This is a genomic window from Cobetia sp. QF-1, from assembly GCF_002213105.1.
GTDB lineage: Bacteria > Pseudomonadota > Gammaproteobacteria > Pseudomonadales > Halomonadaceae > Cobetia > Cobetia crustatorum.
The window spans coordinates 118,471-134,003 of sequence record NZ_NBVS01000002.1; the positions used below are offsets into that span (position 1 = coordinate 118,471).

12 protein-coding genes and 9 tRNA genes are annotated in these 15,533 nt (G+C 57.3%); 15 read left to right on the forward strand and 6 right to left on the reverse strand.

Annotated elements, in window-relative coordinates:
- The first annotated feature begins 181 nt into the window (after positions 1 to 181).
- On the forward strand, positions 182 to 1,741 hold the full coding sequence (gene nhaC, locus CFN46_RS03850; RefSeq protein ID WP_024953140.1) for a Na+/H+ antiporter NhaC: 1,560 nt from the start codon (positions 182 to 184) through the stop codon (positions 1,739 to 1,741).
- An 86-nt stretch (positions 1,742 to 1,827) separates the two neighbouring features.
- On the opposite strand, the gene htpX is transcribed toward nhaC, so the two are convergent.
- The 4 genes from htpX to msrB all read right to left on the reverse strand — a co-directional run bounded on the left by htpX (position 1,828) and on the right by msrB (position 6,001).
- Entirely contained in the window at positions 1,828 to 2,727 is a 900-nt protein-coding gene (gene htpX / locus CFN46_RS03855; RefSeq protein ID WP_088742763.1) for a protease HtpX, read from the reverse strand.
- A 169-nt stretch (positions 2,728 to 2,896) separates the two neighbouring features.
- A complete protein-coding gene (locus CFN46_RS03860) occupies positions 2,897 to 4,135 on the reverse strand; it encodes a pyridoxal phosphate-dependent aminotransferase (protein WP_024953141.1) in 1,239 nt (412 codons plus the stop codon).
- Positions 4,136 to 4,373: 238 nt separating this feature from the next.
- Positions 4,374 to 5,369 (reverse strand): ribosome biogenesis GTPase YlqF, encoded by a 996-nt coding sequence (ylqF, locus tag CFN46_RS03865; RefSeq protein ID WP_024953142.1) that lies wholly within the window; start codon positions 5,367 to 5,369, stop codon positions 4,374 to 4,376.
- 185 nt (positions 5,370 to 5,554) lie between these two features.
- Positions 5,555 to 6,001, reverse strand: coding sequence for a peptide-methionine (R)-S-oxide reductase MsrB (msrB, locus tag CFN46_RS03870; protein WP_024953143.1), 447 nt, complete (start codon positions 5,999 to 6,001; stop codon positions 5,555 to 5,557).
- A gap of 248 nt (positions 6,002 to 6,249) precedes the next feature.
- On the opposite strand from msrB, the gene CFN46_RS03875 reads away from it, so the two are divergent.
- The 14 genes from CFN46_RS03875 to CFN46_RS03940 all read left to right on the forward strand — a co-directional run bounded on the left by CFN46_RS03875 (position 6,250) and on the right by CFN46_RS03940 (position 11,583).
- Positions 6,250 to 6,325, forward strand: a tRNA-Glu gene (locus CFN46_RS03875).
- A 26-nt stretch (positions 6,326 to 6,351) separates the two neighbouring features.
- Positions 6,352 to 6,426, forward strand: a tRNA-Gly gene (locus CFN46_RS03880).
- A gap of 4 nt (positions 6,427 to 6,430) precedes the next feature.
- Positions 6,431 to 6,506: transfer RNA gene (locus CFN46_RS03885), tRNA-Glu, on the forward strand.
- Positions 6,507 to 6,543: 37 nt separating this feature from the next.
- Positions 6,544 to 6,618 (forward strand) — tRNA-Gly (locus tag CFN46_RS03890).
- A gap of 4 nt (positions 6,619 to 6,622) precedes the next feature.
- Positions 6,623 to 6,698 (forward strand) — tRNA-Glu (locus tag CFN46_RS03895).
- Positions 6,699 to 6,768: 70 nt separating this feature from the next.
- Positions 6,769 to 6,843, forward strand: a tRNA-Gly gene (locus CFN46_RS03900).
- A 4-nt stretch (positions 6,844 to 6,847) separates the two neighbouring features.
- Positions 6,848 to 6,923 (forward strand) — tRNA-Glu (locus CFN46_RS03905).
- A 29-nt stretch (positions 6,924 to 6,952) separates the two neighbouring features.
- Positions 6,953 to 7,027: transfer RNA gene (locus CFN46_RS03910), tRNA-Gly, on the forward strand.
- Positions 7,028 to 7,392: 365 nt separating this feature from the next.
- Positions 7,393 to 8,361, forward strand: coding sequence for an ABC transporter ATP-binding protein (locus tag CFN46_RS03915; protein WP_024953427.1), 969 nt, complete (start codon positions 7,393 to 7,395; stop codon positions 8,359 to 8,361).
- Positions 8,358 to 9,131, forward strand: coding sequence for an ABC transporter permease (locus CFN46_RS03920; RefSeq protein WP_088742764.1), 774 nt, complete (start codon positions 8,358 to 8,360; stop codon positions 9,129 to 9,131). Before CFN46_RS03915 ends, CFN46_RS03920 begins: the two co-directional genes overlap by 4 nt.
- Before the next feature lie 145 nt (positions 9,132 to 9,276).
- Complete coding sequence (gene queF / locus CFN46_RS03925; protein WP_088742765.1) at positions 9,277 to 10,155, forward strand: NADPH-dependent 7-cyano-7-deazaguanine reductase QueF; 879 nt, start codon at positions 9,277 to 9,279, stop codon at positions 10,153 to 10,155.
- Between the two features lie 57 nt (positions 10,156 to 10,212).
- Complete coding sequence (locus tag CFN46_RS03930; RefSeq protein ID WP_088742766.1) at positions 10,213 to 10,773, forward strand: nitroreductase family protein; 561 nt, start codon at positions 10,213 to 10,215, stop codon at positions 10,771 to 10,773.
- Position 10,774: 1 nt separating this feature from the next.
- Positions 10,775 to 11,347 carry a YiiD C-terminal domain-containing protein gene (locus CFN46_RS03935; RefSeq protein ID WP_024953423.1) on the forward strand — a complete coding sequence of 191 codons (573 nt, stop codon included), beginning with the start codon at positions 10,775 to 10,777 and terminating at the stop codon, positions 11,345 to 11,347.
- 148 nt (positions 11,348 to 11,495) lie between these two features.
- Positions 11,496 to 11,583 (forward strand) — tRNA-Ser (locus CFN46_RS03940).
- 118 nt (positions 11,584 to 11,701) lie between these two features.
- On the opposite strand, the gene CFN46_RS03945 is transcribed toward CFN46_RS03940, so the two are convergent.
- Positions 11,702 to 13,030 (reverse strand): HlyD family type I secretion periplasmic adaptor subunit, encoded by a 1,329-nt coding sequence (locus CFN46_RS03945; RefSeq protein WP_024953422.1) that lies wholly within the window; start codon positions 13,028 to 13,030, stop codon positions 11,702 to 11,704.
- Positions 13,027 to 14,808, reverse strand: a complete 1,782-nt coding sequence (locus tag CFN46_RS03950) for a type I secretion system permease/ATPase (RefSeq protein ID WP_088742767.1) — start codon at positions 14,806 to 14,808, stop codon at positions 13,027 to 13,029. The genes CFN46_RS03945 and CFN46_RS03950 overlap by 4 nt, the downstream gene beginning before the upstream one ends.
- Positions 14,809 to 15,533 lie beyond the last annotated feature (725 nt).

Sequence of the window (15,533 nt, forward strand, 5' to 3'; positions counted from 1 at the left end):
TCGATGCTGGTCTGCAGTGACTGTTCCCGAAATACTGCAAGGCGACGCCTGAGCATAATTTGAGCGACCTTGCGGGCAAGTCATGCTGTGCCTGTCCCCGTATCCTATTCCTTCCGCCTGCCCTCATGTTTGTCCAGACGGTGCGTGACGGTATTCCTTTTTTCTGAAGATGGTTCCTTGCATGCAACAACAATCCGATAAGACCGGCGAGGGCAGCGTCTGCCGGCCTCCTTCTCTGCTGGATGCCCTGATTCCCATCGTACTGGTCATTGCCATGCTGGTGCTGGCGGTGGTGCTGTTCGGTGCAGATGCGTCGTGGGGCCCGAATCAGGTCGCGCTGCTCAGTGGTGGCATGATTGCGGGCTTGATAGGCCTCAAGAATGGCTATCGCTGGAGTGACATCGAAGACGGTATCAACAAGGGTATTCAGATATCGCTGGGCGCGATTCTGATCCTGCTTGCCGTGGGTGCCATGATTGGTACCTGGATTCTCGGGGGTACCGTGCCGGCGATGATCTACTACGGGCTGGATGTCATCGCGCCACAGTATTTCTATGCGTCTGCCTGTCTGCTGTGCGCACTGGTCGCACTGTCGGTGGGTAGCTCGTGGACGGTGGCAGGCACCATCGGCATCGGCTTGATCGGTATTGCGGATGGCCTGGGGCTGTCAGAGGCCATTACGGCAGGCGCGGTGATTTCGGGCGCCTACTTTGGCGACAAGCTCTCTCCACTGTCCGATACCACCAATCTCGCGCCTGCTGCCGCAGGCACGACGCTATTCGCCCATATCAGGCACATGCTGTGGACGACGGTACCGAGTCTGGTGCTGGCGATGCTGGGCTTCCTGTGGCTTGGCCATGACGCTGTCGCAAGCCTGCAGACACCTGAGCAGGTCGAGACGCTGCGTCTCCAGCTGGCCGAGCAGTTCAATATCGGGCTGCACCTGCTGATTCCGCTGCTGGTGTTGCTAGTCATGGCCGTGCGTCAGATGCCGGCCTTCCCGACCATCTTTCTTGGTGCAGTGCTGGGCGGTATCTTTGCAGTAGTGTTCCAGCCGCAGGCAGTGGTAGGGCTGGCCAATGTGGCGGACATGTCGACTGCCATGGCATTGCTCAAGGGCGTATGGATGTCGATGTTTGATGGCTACGTGTCGGCGAGTGGCGATGAGGTGATTGATTCACTGCTCACCAAGGGTGGCATGAGCAGCATGCTCAATACCGTGTGGCTGATCCTTTCGGCGATGACCTTTGGCGGTGTGATAGAGCGTCTCGGCCTGCTGGAGCGACTGGTGCAGAGCCTGCTGGGGGCTACGCGCAATGCCGGCTCACTGATCATCACGACATTGGGCACCTGTCTAGCTTCCAACGTGGTGACGGGCGATCAGTACATCTCCGTCATTCTGCCCGGGCGCATGTATCGTGCCGAGTTCCGTCGTCGTGGCCTGGCGCCGGTCAACCTGTCACGTGCACTGGAAGATTCGGGCACCATCACCTCGCCGCTGATTCCGTGGAATAGCTGCGGTGCTTACATGGCGGCCACCCTCGGTGTCGCGACCCTGAGCTATCTGCCGTTTGCGCTGTTCAACCTGATCAATCTGGCGCTGGCCATCATCTACGCCATGGTCGGTTTCAAGCTGGAGCGCCTCGAGGAAGGTGAGCTTGAAGAGGAGGTGGAGCCGACGTCGCTGGCAGAGTCGCTGGTGTTGGAGACGCCGCATGAGCCGGTGACAGAGATGCGCTGAGTCGATTGTTCCTTCGGCACATGAAAAAAGCCCGGCACGTGCATCACGTGGCGGGCTTTTTCGTTTTCCGGCGATGAACACAATATTTACTTGTCAGCTGCCGCCTTGAGGGCTGCGATACGATCATCCAGTGGCGGATGACTCGCGAACAGCTTCTCCATCAGCTTGCGGCTCTGCCCCGTCGTGATGGCGAGCGCAGTCATGCTGTCTGGCATCTGGTCGGGTAGCGAGTGTTCCTGCTTGAGGCGTGCCAGAGCATTGATCATCGCCCCACTGCCCGCCAGACTCGCGCCGGCGGCATCGGCACGGTATTCACGCCAGCGCGAGAACCAGGCCACGATCATCGAGGCAGCCAGGCCCAGCACCATTTCCAGTACGAACACCACTGCCATATAGCCGAACATGCCTAACCCGCCATTGTTATTGCCCCGTTTCAGGAAGGCGTCGATGGCGTGTGCTGCTATACGCGCGAAGAACATCACGAAGGTATTCACCACCCCCTGAATCAGCGTCAGGGTCACCATGTCACCATTGGCGACGTGACCGATCTCGTGAGCGAGTACCGCACGTATTTCTTCCGGGCGCATACCATTGAGCAGGCCCGCGGAGACCGCGACCAGCGCGTCGTTGCGATTCCAGCCCGTCGCGAAGGCATTGGACTGTTGTGCCGGGAAAATGCCGACTTCCGGCATCTTGATGCCTGCATCACGCGCCAGTTCTGCCACGGTATCGAGCAACCAGCGCTCGGCATCGTTCTGCGGTTGTTCGATCACTTTGGTGCCGGTTGATGACTTGGCCATTCTCTTGGATAGAAACAGCGAAATCACCGAGCCCGCCATGCCGATGATGAAGCAGAAGATCAGCAGTGCGGTGTAGTTGATGCCATTGGCTTCCATATAACCATCGAAGCCCAGCAGGCGCAGCGTGATGCTAGCCAGCAGTACCACCGCCAGGTTGGTGATCAGGAAGAGGGCTATCCGCATCATGGGGTCAGGTCTCCAGTGCCAAGGGTTCGGTAAGGCGCAATTATCTGCCCGTCAGGCTGACAGTGATATGAATCACTGCCAGTGTGGCGGCCAGGAAAGCGTATATCGAACAGTGCGCCAATCGCTACTCGCGGGAGAGGCAGGCGTTCAGGTCGTGCCGAAGACTCGCTCAGGCCTTGCGACGACGGGCAAGGAAGCGCGCCAGACGATCAATCGCCTCTTCCAGCTGGTCAGCGTAGGGCAGGGTGACGATACGCAGGTGATCAGGGGTCGGCCAGTTGAAGGCAGAGCCCTGTACCAGCAGCATCTTTTCTTCCAACAGCAGTTCCAGCACCAGCTGTTGATCATCCTCGATGGGATACATTTCAGGGTCGAGACGCGGGAACATGTAAAGCGCTCCCTTGGGCTTCACGCAGCTGACGCCGGGAATCTCATTGAGTTTCTTCCAGGCCACGTCGCGTTGAGCCAACAAGCGGCCGCCCGGCAGCACCAAGTCATTGACGGACTGATAGCCTCCAAGTGCGGTCTGGATGGCATGCTGGGCAGGGACATTGGCGCACAGGCGCATGCTGGCCAGCATGTCGAGCCCGGAGATGAAGTCAGCGGCAGGGCGTTTGTCACCGGAAAGAATCATCCAGCCGGAGCGGAATCCTGCGCAGCGATAGCTCTTGGAAAGGCCGTTCATGGTCACGACCAGCAGATCATCAGCCAGCGCGCCAGTCGAGACGTGCTCGACGTCGTCATAGAGAATCTTGTCGTAAATCTCGTCGGAGAACACCACCAGGCCATACTCGCGCGCGACCTGCAGGATGTCTTTCACCACTGACGGTGGGTAGACCGCGCCCGTGGGGTTGTTCGGGTTGATCAGCACGATGCCCTTGGTGTGGGTCGTCACCTTGGCGCGGATATCCTCGATGGAGGGGGCCCAGTCCTGTGCTTCATCACACAGATAATGTACGGCACGGCCACCCGCCAGATTGGCAGCAGCGGTCCACAGCGGATAATCCGGTGCTGGCACCAGCAGCTCATCACCGTCATCCAGCAGTGCCTGCATCGCCAGCACGATCAGCTCCGACACGCCGTTGCCGATGTAGATATCTTCGATACCGACACCTTGAATGTCCTTGCGCTGACATTCCTGCATGATCGCCTTGCGTGCCGAGTAAAGCCCTTTGGAGTCACAGTAGCCTTGCGCCGTTGGCAGGTTACGCATCACATCTTGAAGAATCTCTTCCGGCGCCTCGAAGCCAAACGGCGCAGGATTGCCGATGTTGAGCTTGAGAATGCGATGACCTTCATCTTCGAGACGCTTGGCGTGCTCAAGTACCGGGCCACGAATGTCGTAACAGACATTGTCCAGCTTGTGAGACTTGCGAATTTCGCGGGGCTTTCTTTGCTCGGTATCCATGATGCTTTCCGTAGATCTCCGTCACGTAAGGTGTAGGGGCGAGCGCCCAGCATATCGTGGTGCCCGCCCGTAGCGCCACGGCAAAGGGGTAATAGCGTGGTTAAATTTGTGGTTTGAAATATTCAGGCAGAAAAAAATCCTGCCAGAGGTTGCCTGGCAGGATTATTCACTGGCTTTAAGGCACCTCGAATGAGGTGAGATGGAGCACCGTGATGATTAGCGCGCTGTTTTCATTGCCTTATTGTGCCGGGCTACCGTCATTTTCAGGGCTGCCTGCCTGGGCAAGCCCTTCTTCCAGCTCACCGTTAGCTTCAGGAGTTGGCTCGGCCGGGATGTCAGCCGGGGTTTCAAGTGTCATGCGGCCCAGCTTGCCGTCGCGCAGCTCATGTAGCAGCACTTCAGCTCCACGATGCAGGTCAAGGCTCCCGCCCGCGCGCAGACCACCACGCTTGCTGGCAATCTCTTCCAGAATGGCCACACCATTGAAGCCTGACAGTGCCATCAGGTCCAACTTGCGCGGTCCATCACTCTCGACACGCTCAGCATCCGGATGAGCGGTGTAGGCCGGCAACGACTTCAGTTTGTAGCGCGCGGTCAGCTCGGTCGGGTAGCGCTTGGCCAGCTCAGCGGCCACGATCACCGCCACATCGGTGTAGTCGATGGCGGTGTCGCGAATGGCGCCGCTACCGGCAAGGCGATAGGCACTCGCCTGATCTTCTATCTTGGGCCACATCACCCCGGGGGTATCGATCAGTGCAATGCCCCCATCGATACGAATCTTCTGTTGACGCTTGGTGACGGCGGGCTCGTTGCCGGTCTTGGCGATCTTGCGTCCCGCAAGGCCATTGATCAGCGTCGATTTACCGACATTGGGAATGCCCATCACCATCACGCGCGCATCGCGGTCGACACGGATATGGCCGGCCATCTCGCGACATAGCCTGGGGATCTGCTTGAGGTCTCGGGCATCCAGTGTCGTGATTGCCAACGCGCGAGTATTGGGCAGGGCGTCAAAGTACTCGACCCATTCGCGTGTACGTATCGGGTCCGCAAGGTCAGCGCGTGATAGTAGCTTGAGCACCGGCTTGTGGCGGGTTAGCTCAGCCAGCACAGGATTGGTGCTGGAGTAGGGGAGGCGGGCGTCGAGTACCTCGATCACCACGTCGATCTCCGGCAAGGCGTCCTTTATCTGACGACGTGCCTTATGCATGTGCCCCGGGTACCAGCCCAGCATGTTGTTTCTCTCCTGCCGTCATGGGAAAAGACGGCTGTCCTGTAACCTCTGTCCTGCCCCTTCCCCTGATGTAAGGAAGATGGTGCAGAGACGCGTATGGCGACGCATTCTACCAGAGGCCGCCATCTCATGGGTTGGGCGACGCATGTCCATGATCCGCGGTGCCATGGCTTGGTATCAGTACTTCAATCGCGAACGGGCTTGAAGCGTAGCGAGATGGAGTTGATGCAATAACGCTGGCCGGTCTCGGTCGGACCGTCCGGGAATACGTGGCCTAGATGGGATTCACAACGACGGCAGCGCACCTCGACGCGACGCATGCCCATGCTGGTGTCGAAGTGTTCTTCGATGGCAGCGTCCTGATAGGGGCGATCAAAGCTCGGCCAACCGCAGCCAGCATCGAATTTGGTGTCGTTGTCGAAGAGCGTCGCGTCACAGCCGATGCAGTGATAGGTGCCAGCGGTCGGGCTGACTTCATGATCGCCCGTGAAGGGACGCTCGGTACCGGCTTCGCGGGCGACGCGATACTGTTCAGGCGTCAGGCGGGCGCGCCATTCATCTTCACTACGAGTCAGTTTGTCTTGTGCCTGATCAGCGCTAGACGGTTGATTCTGGGAGTCGTGCTCGTTCATGGGGAATCCTTCTCGAAAGATATATTTCGGGTCTGACCATCATGTACCGGACTTCCGTGTTTAGGAGGATGGGACCGAAATAGGTGGATGTCGTCATGGGTGACAACATATGTCTTAAGAATGCGGGCGCAAGGACGTGACCACAAGCCATGTATCCAATATGGGAAAAATCCTGTCGAAGCAGGGGGTTGACGAAAGGGAGGGCGCTTTGTAATATACGCGCCACCTCAACGAGGCAAGAACGTTACGTCCCATTCGTCTAGTGGTCTAGGACACCGCCCTTTCACGGCGGTAACAGGGGTTCGAACCCCCTATGGGACGCCACTTTTTTGCAACGTAGAGACCGGAGTGCGGGAATAGCTCAGTGGTAGAGCACAACCTTGCCAAGGTTGGGGTCGCGAGTTCGAATCTCGTTTCCCGCTCCAGTACGTCCCATTCGTCTAGTGGTCCAGGACACCGCCCTTTCACGGCGGTAACAGGGGTTCGAACCCCCTATGGGACGCCATTTTCGGTCTTGTGTGGTTGCATGATCTGCTTGTGTTGCGGGAATAGCTCAGTGGTAGAGCACAACCTTGCCAAGGTTGGGGTCGCGAGTTCGAATCTCGTTTCCCGCTCCAGTACGTCCCATTCGTCTAGTGGTCTAGGACACCGCCCTTTCACGGCGGTAACAGGGGTTCGAACCCCCTATGGGACGCCATGTAGAACATGTAGGCGTGGCATGCCAGCAGTAAGACAGATGTTATGAGCGCAGGTTCATGACACCCGGTGCGGGAATAGCTCAGTGGTAGAGCACAACCTTGCCAAGGTTGGGGTCGCGAGTTCGAATCTCGTTTCCCGCTCCAGTACGTCCCATTCGTCTAGTGGTCTAGGACACCGCCCTTTCACGGCGGTAACAGGGGTTCGAACCCCCTATGGGACGCCATTCTGTTTTGCAGCACAGTTTTTCGACAGGCGGGAATAGCTCAGTGGTAGAGCACAACCTTGCCAAGGTTGGGGTCGCGAGTTCGAATCTCGTTTCCCGCTCCAGTCGTATGTGAAGTGAAGATTGATATAGCAGCATGCCATCGCCTGACAGACACAGTGTTTATCGTGTTCTCGTCATCGGCGATTTTTTTGTGTCTGTATTTCCCCTGATATCCCCGCAGTACTCGGCTTTTTCTGACGACTTCTGATGTGTCTTGCTCCACGACTTCTGCGTCATCGACTGTCATGTCGCTCTGTTTCTCTCTTTGCACCAATGCCATGCCAGCAACAGGTCTGATACCGGTGTGTTGGATGCGTTACCATGCACCTCTCATTCTGCGTGCCTTTTCTGTCGCCTTCGTGGCTGGCAGGCATGCTTCTTCTGACTGTCTTTTCATGACAGTGCACATTGATAAAATAGGTGTCTGATGTCACGACCTGCCTTGTCCATCCGTGGTCTGACCAAGGTTTACGACAACGGTTTCGAGGCGCTCAAGGGAATAGATCTTGATGTGCCCGAGGGCGATTTCTTCGCGTTGCTCGGCCCTAACGGAGCCGGAAAGTCCACGACACTCGGTGTGGTGTGTTCGCTGGTGCAAAAAACGGCGGGCAAGGTCGAGGTCTTCGGGATTGATATCGACAAGGACTTCTCGAAGGCCAAGTATCACCTCGGCGTGGTGCCGCAGGAGTTCAACTTCAATCAATTCGAGAAGGTCCAGGACATCGTGATGACCCAGGCGGGTTATTACGGCATGCCCATGAAGGAAGCGCGGCCGCGTGCCGAGCGCCTGCTCAAGGATCTCGGGTTGTGGGACAAGCGCGATACGGCTTCTCGCACGCTCTCGGGTGGCATGAAGCGTCGTCTGATGATCGCTCGCGCGCTGATTCACAAGCCGCGCCTGCTGATCCTCGACGAGCCGACCGCAGGCGTCGATATTGAACTGCGTCGCTCGATGTGGGACTTCATGCGCCGTATCAATCGTGAGGAAGGCACCACCATCATTCTCACCACGCATTATCTGGAAGAGGCCGAGAGCCTGTGTCGCAATATCGCCATCATCAATCATGGTGAAATTGTGCATAACACCAGTATGCGCAAGCTACTCAAGCAGCTGGATATTGAAACTTTCCTGCTCGATACGCGTGAGCCGCTCTCGGTGGTGCCGGCCATTGAAGGCTTTGAGGTGTCGCTCAGCGAGTCGAATCAGCTGTCGCTATCCGTGCGCAAAGGACAATCGATCAATGACGCCTTTGCTGCCCTCAGTGCTGCAGGCATCACGGTTGTCTCGATGCGTAACCGTGCCAATCGACTTGAGGAGCTGTTCGTCAATCTGGTCGAACGCTCCAACGCTGAAAGCGGTATTGCCTCTAACGTCGCCAAGGAGATCGCGCAGTGAATCCCCGTCAGTTGTGGGTGGCGCTAACCACCATCATCGTCAAGGAAATCCGTCGCTTCACGCGTATCTGGCCGCAAACCCTGTTGCCGCCGTCCATCACCATGACGTTGTACTTCGTGATCTTCGGTAATCTGATTGGCTCGCGGATTGGCACCATGGATGGCATCAAGTACATGGACTACATCGTACCGGGCTTGATCATGATGTCGGTGATCACCAACTCTTACTCCAACGTGGCCTCGTCATTCTTCTCCAACAAGTTCCAACGCAGCATCGAGGAGCTGATGGTGTCACCGTTGCCATCGTGGATCATTCTGCTTGGCTATATCATTGGTGGTGCAGCGCGTGGTTTGGGCGTAGGTGTCATCGTGACGGCGGTAGCTTTCCTGTTCACTGATCTCGATATTCATCACCCATTGCTGACTATTGCTGTCGTGGTGCTGACGGCACTGCTGTTCTCGATCGGCGGTTTCATCAACGCACTGTTTGCGCGCAAGTTCGATGATATTTCCATCGTGCCGACCTTTATCCTCACGCCGCTGACCTATCTGGGTGGGGTGTTCTATTCCATCAACATGCTGCCGGAGTTCTGGCAGAACGTATCGTTGGCGAACCCGATCCTCTATATGGTCAATACCTTCCGCTACGGTATTCTGGGGGTGTCTGATATCAGTGTAGGGCCGGCACTGGCTGCCATCGCGGCCTTTATCATCGGCATGTTCAGCTTTGCGCTGTGGCTGCTGGAGCGCGGCAAGGGCATTCGTAGCTGAAGATGAAAAGTCGCAGAAGATGGTAATATGCGCGCCATCGCGCCAGTGCACGAAACGCCGGCTCATTGCCGGCGTTTCGCTGTCTGCGCCACGCGTTTTCACGCGTGCTCATCCTATTTCCGTCTTTTACTCCTGGAGTGCTGTCATGGCTCATCCCACTGCCGTCAATGTACCTGACGAGGTACGTCCCGAGACTCTCAAGGATGCACCGCTCGGTCGCGAGTCTGCCTATCCTGAGCAATACGATGCCAGTCTACTGTTTCCGATTGCGCGCGCGGCCAATCGTGGCCCGATCGGTATCAGTGACACGGCACTGCCGTTCGTCGGTGAGGATGAATGGCACGCCTTTGAGGTCTCCTGGCTGGATGAATCCGGCAAGCCGTGGGTGCGTGTGGCCCGTTTCCGCCTGCCGGCGGCCTCTCCGAATCTGATCGAGTCCAAATCCTGGAAGCTCTATCTCAACAGCCTCAATCAGAGCCGCTTCGCCGATCAGGCGGCCGTGCAGGCGACGTTGGAGCGGGATCTTGCCGCCGCGGCGGGCGCGCCGGTCGAGGTGCATCTGCTGGAACTGAATGATGCCGAGCTTAATGTGGGGCGTCTGCCGGGGGAGTGCCTCGATGACTTGCCGGTCACCGTCGAGCACTACACGCCGTCGCCTGAACTACTCGCGGCAGATGAAGACGATATCGTCAGCGAAGACCTGCACAGCCATCTGCTCAAGTCCAACTGCCCGGTCACCGGTCAGCCGGACTGGGGCAGTGTCTGGATTCGCTATCGTGGTCCGCGTATCGACCGCGAGCGTCTGCTGGCCTACCTGATCAGCTATCGCCAGCATCAGGATTTTCATGAGCACTGCGTCGAGCATCTATTCGTGGATCTGATGGCGCGCGTGAAGCCTGAATCGCTACTGGTGATGGCGCGCTATGTGCGGCGCGGCGGATTGGACATCAGCCCGTGGCGTGCCACTGCTGATCTCGAAGGCGAAGCGCGTGCCAGCCTGCCGTTGCGCTTGTCGCGTCAGTAATGCACTGCGTGATAATATGAGAATCATTCTTATCTGATCTGTGCGAGGGGAGAGCCAATGGACGCGCTGACGTTACTGCATGAACGCAATTCAATGGGCAAGCTGATGGCGCCGGCTCCGGATGCCGAACAGATGGAAGCCTTGTATCAGGCTGCGCTGCGCGCCCCGGACCACGCCGAGCTGACACCGTGGCGCTTTATTGAGTTCACGGGAGCGGGCCTGGAGCGCCTGGGCGAGCTTTTTGCCAAGGCCGAGCGTACAAAGTCTCCCGCTGGCGATGAGGCTGCTCAGGCATCGGCAGCCAAGAAGCCATTGCGTGCACCGATGGTGGTGGCAGTGATCGCCAAGGTGACGCCGGAGCATCCCAAGGTGCCAAGAGTTGAACAGGTTGTCAGTGCTGGTTGCGCGGCACATGCCATGCTGTATGCCGCACAGGCGCAAGGATTGGGCGGTATGTGGCGCACTGGTGGTTATGCTTTTGATGCCACCGTGCATGCTGGGCTTGGCATGGAAGAACACGACGAGTTGGTTGGCTTCCTGTATCTCGGCACGCCGGGTGGGCGCTTGAAGCCACTGGCCTCACGTGTCAGTGCCGATTTTGTCGAGCGCTGGCAGTAGCATGAGTCGTCAAGGCGGAGAGGCTTTTCCACCGCTGGCGCTGCCTTGCGGCTCCGACGGTCAGCTGGGGCGTGTGATGGCACCCGTTACCGAAGACCTGGAGCAGTTTCGCGACTGGCTGACGTGTGCGATTCCACTCGCTGGTCAGCTCGGGCTCAAGAGCATGTGCTGGTCGCAGCCACAGCAATCTGAAGGGCGGCTCGACTGGCAGCTAATGCTGGCGCCTAACCTCAATGACAAGGGCACGGCGTTTGGCGGTGCTATGAGCCTTGAAGCGACACTGTGTGGTTGGAGTTGGCTGACGCTGTGGCTACGCGCACGCGGTATCCAGCGCGATATCGTCGTCTCACGTGCCAGTCAGCAATTTCTGGCGCCCGTTAGTGGAGAGTATCGACTGAGCTGTGCTCCGCTTGATGAGCAGGCGCTTGTCGGAGTCAGTGAACGGCTTGTGGCAGGACGGCGTGCGCGCCTGACGTTGGTCCAGCAGCTGTGGTGTCAGGCTGAAGAATCAGCGTTGCCGACACTGTGCTTCGAGGCGCAAGGTGACTACGTGGTGCTGGCACCATCAGCATGAATGGAGGTAGCGGTGAATGAGAGAGATTGACGCTATCTATATGAAAGATTTTGGAAAAGTATTGCAATGCATCCAGCGGCTCGATAATATACGCCGCGTTCTCAAGGGAAACACGGCGCAGCCGAGTCACTCGTGAGAATACTGATCTGGAGGAGTGTCCGAGTGGTCGAAGGAGCACGCCTGGAAAGTGTGTAAGTCGCAAGGCTTCGAGGGTTCGAATCCCTCCTCCTCCACCAGATTAAGAAAAGCCCGCATCCTAGGATGCGGGCTTTTCGCGTTTCTGAGGGGGGGGGTATGGTCGAATTGCCTGTCCCTCTCGTGATTCCCTTCGTCTACTGGCGCCTCAGTCTCCTGTCATTCCTCCCTCATTGCTCGCGCCAGCATATCCACGACAGGCTTGCCGACATAACTGGCGAAGCTGCGCTCACCGGTACGGATCATCACTTCGGCAGGCATGCCGGAAAGCAATCGCATGCTCTCGGTCATGTTGCTCTGGCCGGTCCTGGTGACACGAATCCGCGCCTTGTAATAACGGGCACGAGTCGCTTCATCCTCGAAGCTGTTGGCACTCACGTGAGTGACCTCACCATCGATGATGTTGGATAACCGCTGATTGAATGCGCTGAAGCGAATCTCTGCGGGCTGACCGAGGTAGAGGTGGTCAATATCATGGTCCGGGACCCTGGCCTCGACGATGAAGCCGTCGCCGGCGGGCACGATATCGAGCAGGGGGTCGCCACTACGAATCACCGCGCCCAGCGTATGGACCTTCAGGCCGACCACGGTGCCGGCCACCGGTGCGATGACCTCTGTACGCCTGAGGTTGTCATTGAGCGCGACCAGTCGTTCTTCCGCATCGGTGACTTCTGCCTGAACCTGACGTAGAGACTCGCCGATCTGTTGCTGAAATTCCTGCAGGCGAATCTGTTTCTGCAGCTCGTTTTCGCTGATCTGGGAACGCAGCCGTGCGACCTCGGCAAATTGGCCGGCATTGTCGCTCTGGTATTCGAGACTCTCACGCTCCATTTCACGCAATCGCTGGTTATTGATCAGACCATTTCGGAACAGCTTGCGATGGTTGGCAACGTCATCATTGAGAGAGTTGATGCGTCGCTTTGTGATAGCTTGGGTATTTTCGAGACCTGCGATCTGCTCGTTCATCTGCACGACCTGCTCATCCAGGGCTGCCATGGCACCGTTCAGCGATTGACGACGTACCTCAAAGAGCCGCTGCTGTACTTCAAGGACCTCCAGCACACGAGGATTGGTCGACTGTCTCAATGATTCCGGGAAGGTCAGGGTGTCGGCGTTGCTGTACTCGGCAAGCAGGCGTATCTCACTGGCTCTGGCAATCAGGTATTCAGCCTCGACGATCTTCTGCTGAGAGCGTGCCTGGGTGTCATCGAAGACGATGAGCACGTCGCCGGCCTCGACATGATCGCCATCCTCCACGCGAATCGACTCCACGATGCCTCCCTCGAGGTGTTGGATGGTCTTCGTGAAGCTCTCTACCGATACCGATCCCGGTGCCACCACGGAAATTGCCAGGTTCGCCATGACTGACCAGCTGCCGAATCCGCCGACTGCGATGAGCAGTACGGCCAGGCCCAGGCGTCGATAATTGTGGTCGCGTAGCGGAAGCTCACTGTCAAAGCCGCCATTCGTGGATTGGGAGGTGGTCATCTCGGGCTCTCCTCACCGCCTTCATGGCGGCCTCTGGCACTAGGTTTCAGCTCGGTGACACGCTGAGCGTTCATGGACGGAGTCGAGTGCCCTCTCCCTGCCACGGCCCGTGCAATGGGTCGTCCTCGCGTCGGCGGGGACAGTGAAGCCACCTGGCCATCCTTGAGGGCCAGGATGCGGTCGACCTGCTGCAGAAGACGTTGACGATGGGTGATGATGATGGCCGTGGTGCCTGCCTGGCGCAGTTGCATCAGACACTGGGCCAACGCCTGCTCACCACTTTCATCCAGGTTGGCGTCCGGTTCATCGAGCACTACCAGCACCGGTTTTCCATAGAGTGCCCGTGCCAGGCCGATACGTTGTCGCTGACCCGCGGAAAGGGCGGCTCCACCGTGGGACAGCCAGGTGTCATAGCCTTGCGGCAGGCGAAGGATCATTTCGTGGACACCGGCGCTCTGGGCGGCTTGCACCACGAGTTGCGCTTCGACCTCTTGGAAGCGAGCGATATTATCGGCGATGGAGCCATCGAACAGCTCGATATCCTGCGGCAGGTAGCCAAGATGAGGCCCTAGCGCGGTCCGCTTCCACTGACTGACGTCCACGCCATCGAGTCGTACGCACCCCAGCTGTACTGGCCATAGGCCGAGTATCACCCGTGCCAGGGTGGATTTGCCGGCGGCGCTGGGGCCTACCACGGCGATGTGCTCACCCTTGGCAAGTGTCAGAGTGATGTCCTTGAGTGTCGATAGCCGCTCGCCTGGCGGCGCGGCGTTGACTGCCTCGAGTGTCAGTCGGCCTTTGGGGGCCGGTAGTGGCATTGTGGGTGCATCGGCAGGCACGGCCTCGAGTAGCTCCTCGAGGCGGGCTCGTGAGGTGCGTGCACCGCTGAAGCCTTTCCAGCCGGTGATCATCTGATCGATCGGCGCCAGCGCCCGCCCCATCAGGATCGAGCCGGCAATCATCATGCCGGGCGTCAGGTCGCCGGTCAGCACCAGATAGGCGCCAAGACCGAGGATCAATGACTGGAACATCAAGCGCAGTACCTTGGAGGTGTTGGTCAAGAGACCTGCGCGGTCGCTTGCCTTGGACTGCAGCACCAGATACTCGCGGTGGCGCGCCTCCCACCGATTCTGGATGCCCGGCAGCATGCCCATGGCGTGGAGCACTTCGGCGTTGCGCAGATTGCTGTTGGCAAGATCCTGGGACAGGACATGTTGGCCGTTGGCATCGCTCAGCAGCTTCTTGGTGGTCTTCTCGTTGATCAGCGCAATGAGGGTCAGAACAAGGCCCGCGCCCAGGGCGAACAGACCAAACCATGGATGAAACAGTGCCAGCACGCCGATGTATATCGGCACCCAGGGCGCGTCAAAGAAAGCGAACAGGCCGTTGCCGGAAAGGAATTGGCGAAGGGTGGTGAGGTCGTTCAGCGGCTGTGCGGAGGGCTTGCCCGGCGTCATCAGGGAGTGCTTGAACATGGCACTGTAAAGTCTCGGGCTGATCAGTACATCCAGTCGATTCCCGACTCGGACCAGGATTCTTGAGCGAATCAGTTCAAGAGCCCCCATCACCATGAAGAGGAACACGACCACCAGAGTCAGCATCAGCAGTGTTTCCTGGCTACGTGTCGTGATGACTCGATCATAGACCTGCAGCATGTAGAGCGGCGGCACCAGCATCAGCAGATTGATGAACAAGCTGAAGAGTCCGACGTAGACAAAGCTGTGCCGACAGTGGTCCAGGACCTTTTGCAGGTCATTACCTTCCCGGGAGATGGCCATGGTGTCGTTCCCTAGCGTCGTTGTTGTTCTTTTTATCCAAGTCACCGTCGTTGACGGCTGCCCTGAGCTCGGATTTTTCACGTTGTCTTGCTTGGCTATGGAGTAGACGCCATTGCTCTGTGGTTAATATTGCCCATCTATTTATTAGATTATTCTGTTTTGTTTCTCTGGTTTACTGTTGAAATATTGCTGCTGATTGATCGGCGAGCAAGTGAATATTTCAATGATCAATAAAAAAATTCCAAGGCTTTATTTTTCTAGTTTTTGCTGTTTATTTTGCTCATGTCTGATGTTGAATATCCATATGATTTACGTTTTTAAAAAGCATGATAGTTCTGGCTTTCTGCAAGATTATCTTCTCTGGTATTCAGTATTGTTTTTCTCATCATCCAAGTCGTTCCGAGGGTTTATAGGGGTGATATTTTACTATTTTAAAACAGTAAATATGTTGTTTTTATTGATTTTATTTTGATATGAAGATCAGTTGCATATTGCAATTCTGAGGGTGAATAGAAAAATCTCTTGTCTTGCGATAGGCCGTGTCTAGACTCGTTTTTGACGGGGTTAAGAGTCTTTGGCCGGTCATGTTAGAACTCTTTGAGAAAGCGTTGGAGAGTGGAAAGTCACCGGGGATTCATTGCCGGTGAGGGCGTCGTGTCGTGAGGTCTCAAGATGGCGTAGAAATCGCCACTAAAAATTATTCGAGGGGTAGGGAAAATGTATTC

What these genes read in the sequence shown, in the direction of transcription:
- CFN46_RS03950 (WP_088742767.1), bottom strand. Translation starts at nt 14,808, where the DNA reads ATGGCCATCTCCCGGGAAGGTAATGACCTGCAAAAGGTCCTGGACCAC.
- CFN46_RS03860 (WP_024953141.1), bottom strand. Translation starts at nt 4,135, where the DNA reads ATGGATACCGAGCAAAGAAAGCCCCGCGAAATTCGCAAGTCTCACAAG.
- ylqF (WP_024953142.1), bottom strand. Translation starts at nt 5,369, where the DNA reads ATGCTGGGCTGGTACCCGGGGCACATGCATAAGGCACGTCGTCAGATA.
- msrB (WP_024953143.1), bottom strand. Translation starts at nt 6,001, where the DNA reads ATGAACGAGCACGACTCCCAGAATCAACCGTCTAGCGCTGATCAGGCA.
- CFN46_RS03915 (WP_024953427.1), top strand. Translation starts at nt 7,393, where the DNA reads ATGTCACGACCTGCCTTGTCCATCCGTGGTCTGACCAAGGTTTACGAC.
- queF (WP_088742765.1), top strand. Translation starts at nt 9,277, where the DNA reads ATGGCTCATCCCACTGCCGTCAATGTACCTGACGAGGTACGTCCCGAG.
- htpX (WP_088742763.1), bottom strand. Translation starts at nt 2,727, where the DNA reads ATGATGCGGATAGCCCTCTTCCTGATCACCAACCTGGCGGTGGTACTG.
- CFN46_RS03935 (WP_024953423.1), top strand. Translation starts at nt 10,775, where the DNA reads ATGAGTCGTCAAGGCGGAGAGGCTTTTCCACCGCTGGCGCTGCCTTGC.
- CFN46_RS03930 (WP_088742766.1), top strand. Translation starts at nt 10,213, where the DNA reads ATGGACGCGCTGACGTTACTGCATGAACGCAATTCAATGGGCAAGCTG.
- nhaC (WP_024953140.1), top strand. Translation starts at nt 182, where the DNA reads ATGCAACAACAATCCGATAAGACCGGCGAGGGCAGCGTCTGCCGGCCT.
- CFN46_RS03945 (WP_024953422.1), bottom strand. Translation starts at nt 13,030, where the DNA reads ATGACCACCTCCCAATCCACGAATGGCGGCTTTGACAGTGAGCTTCCG.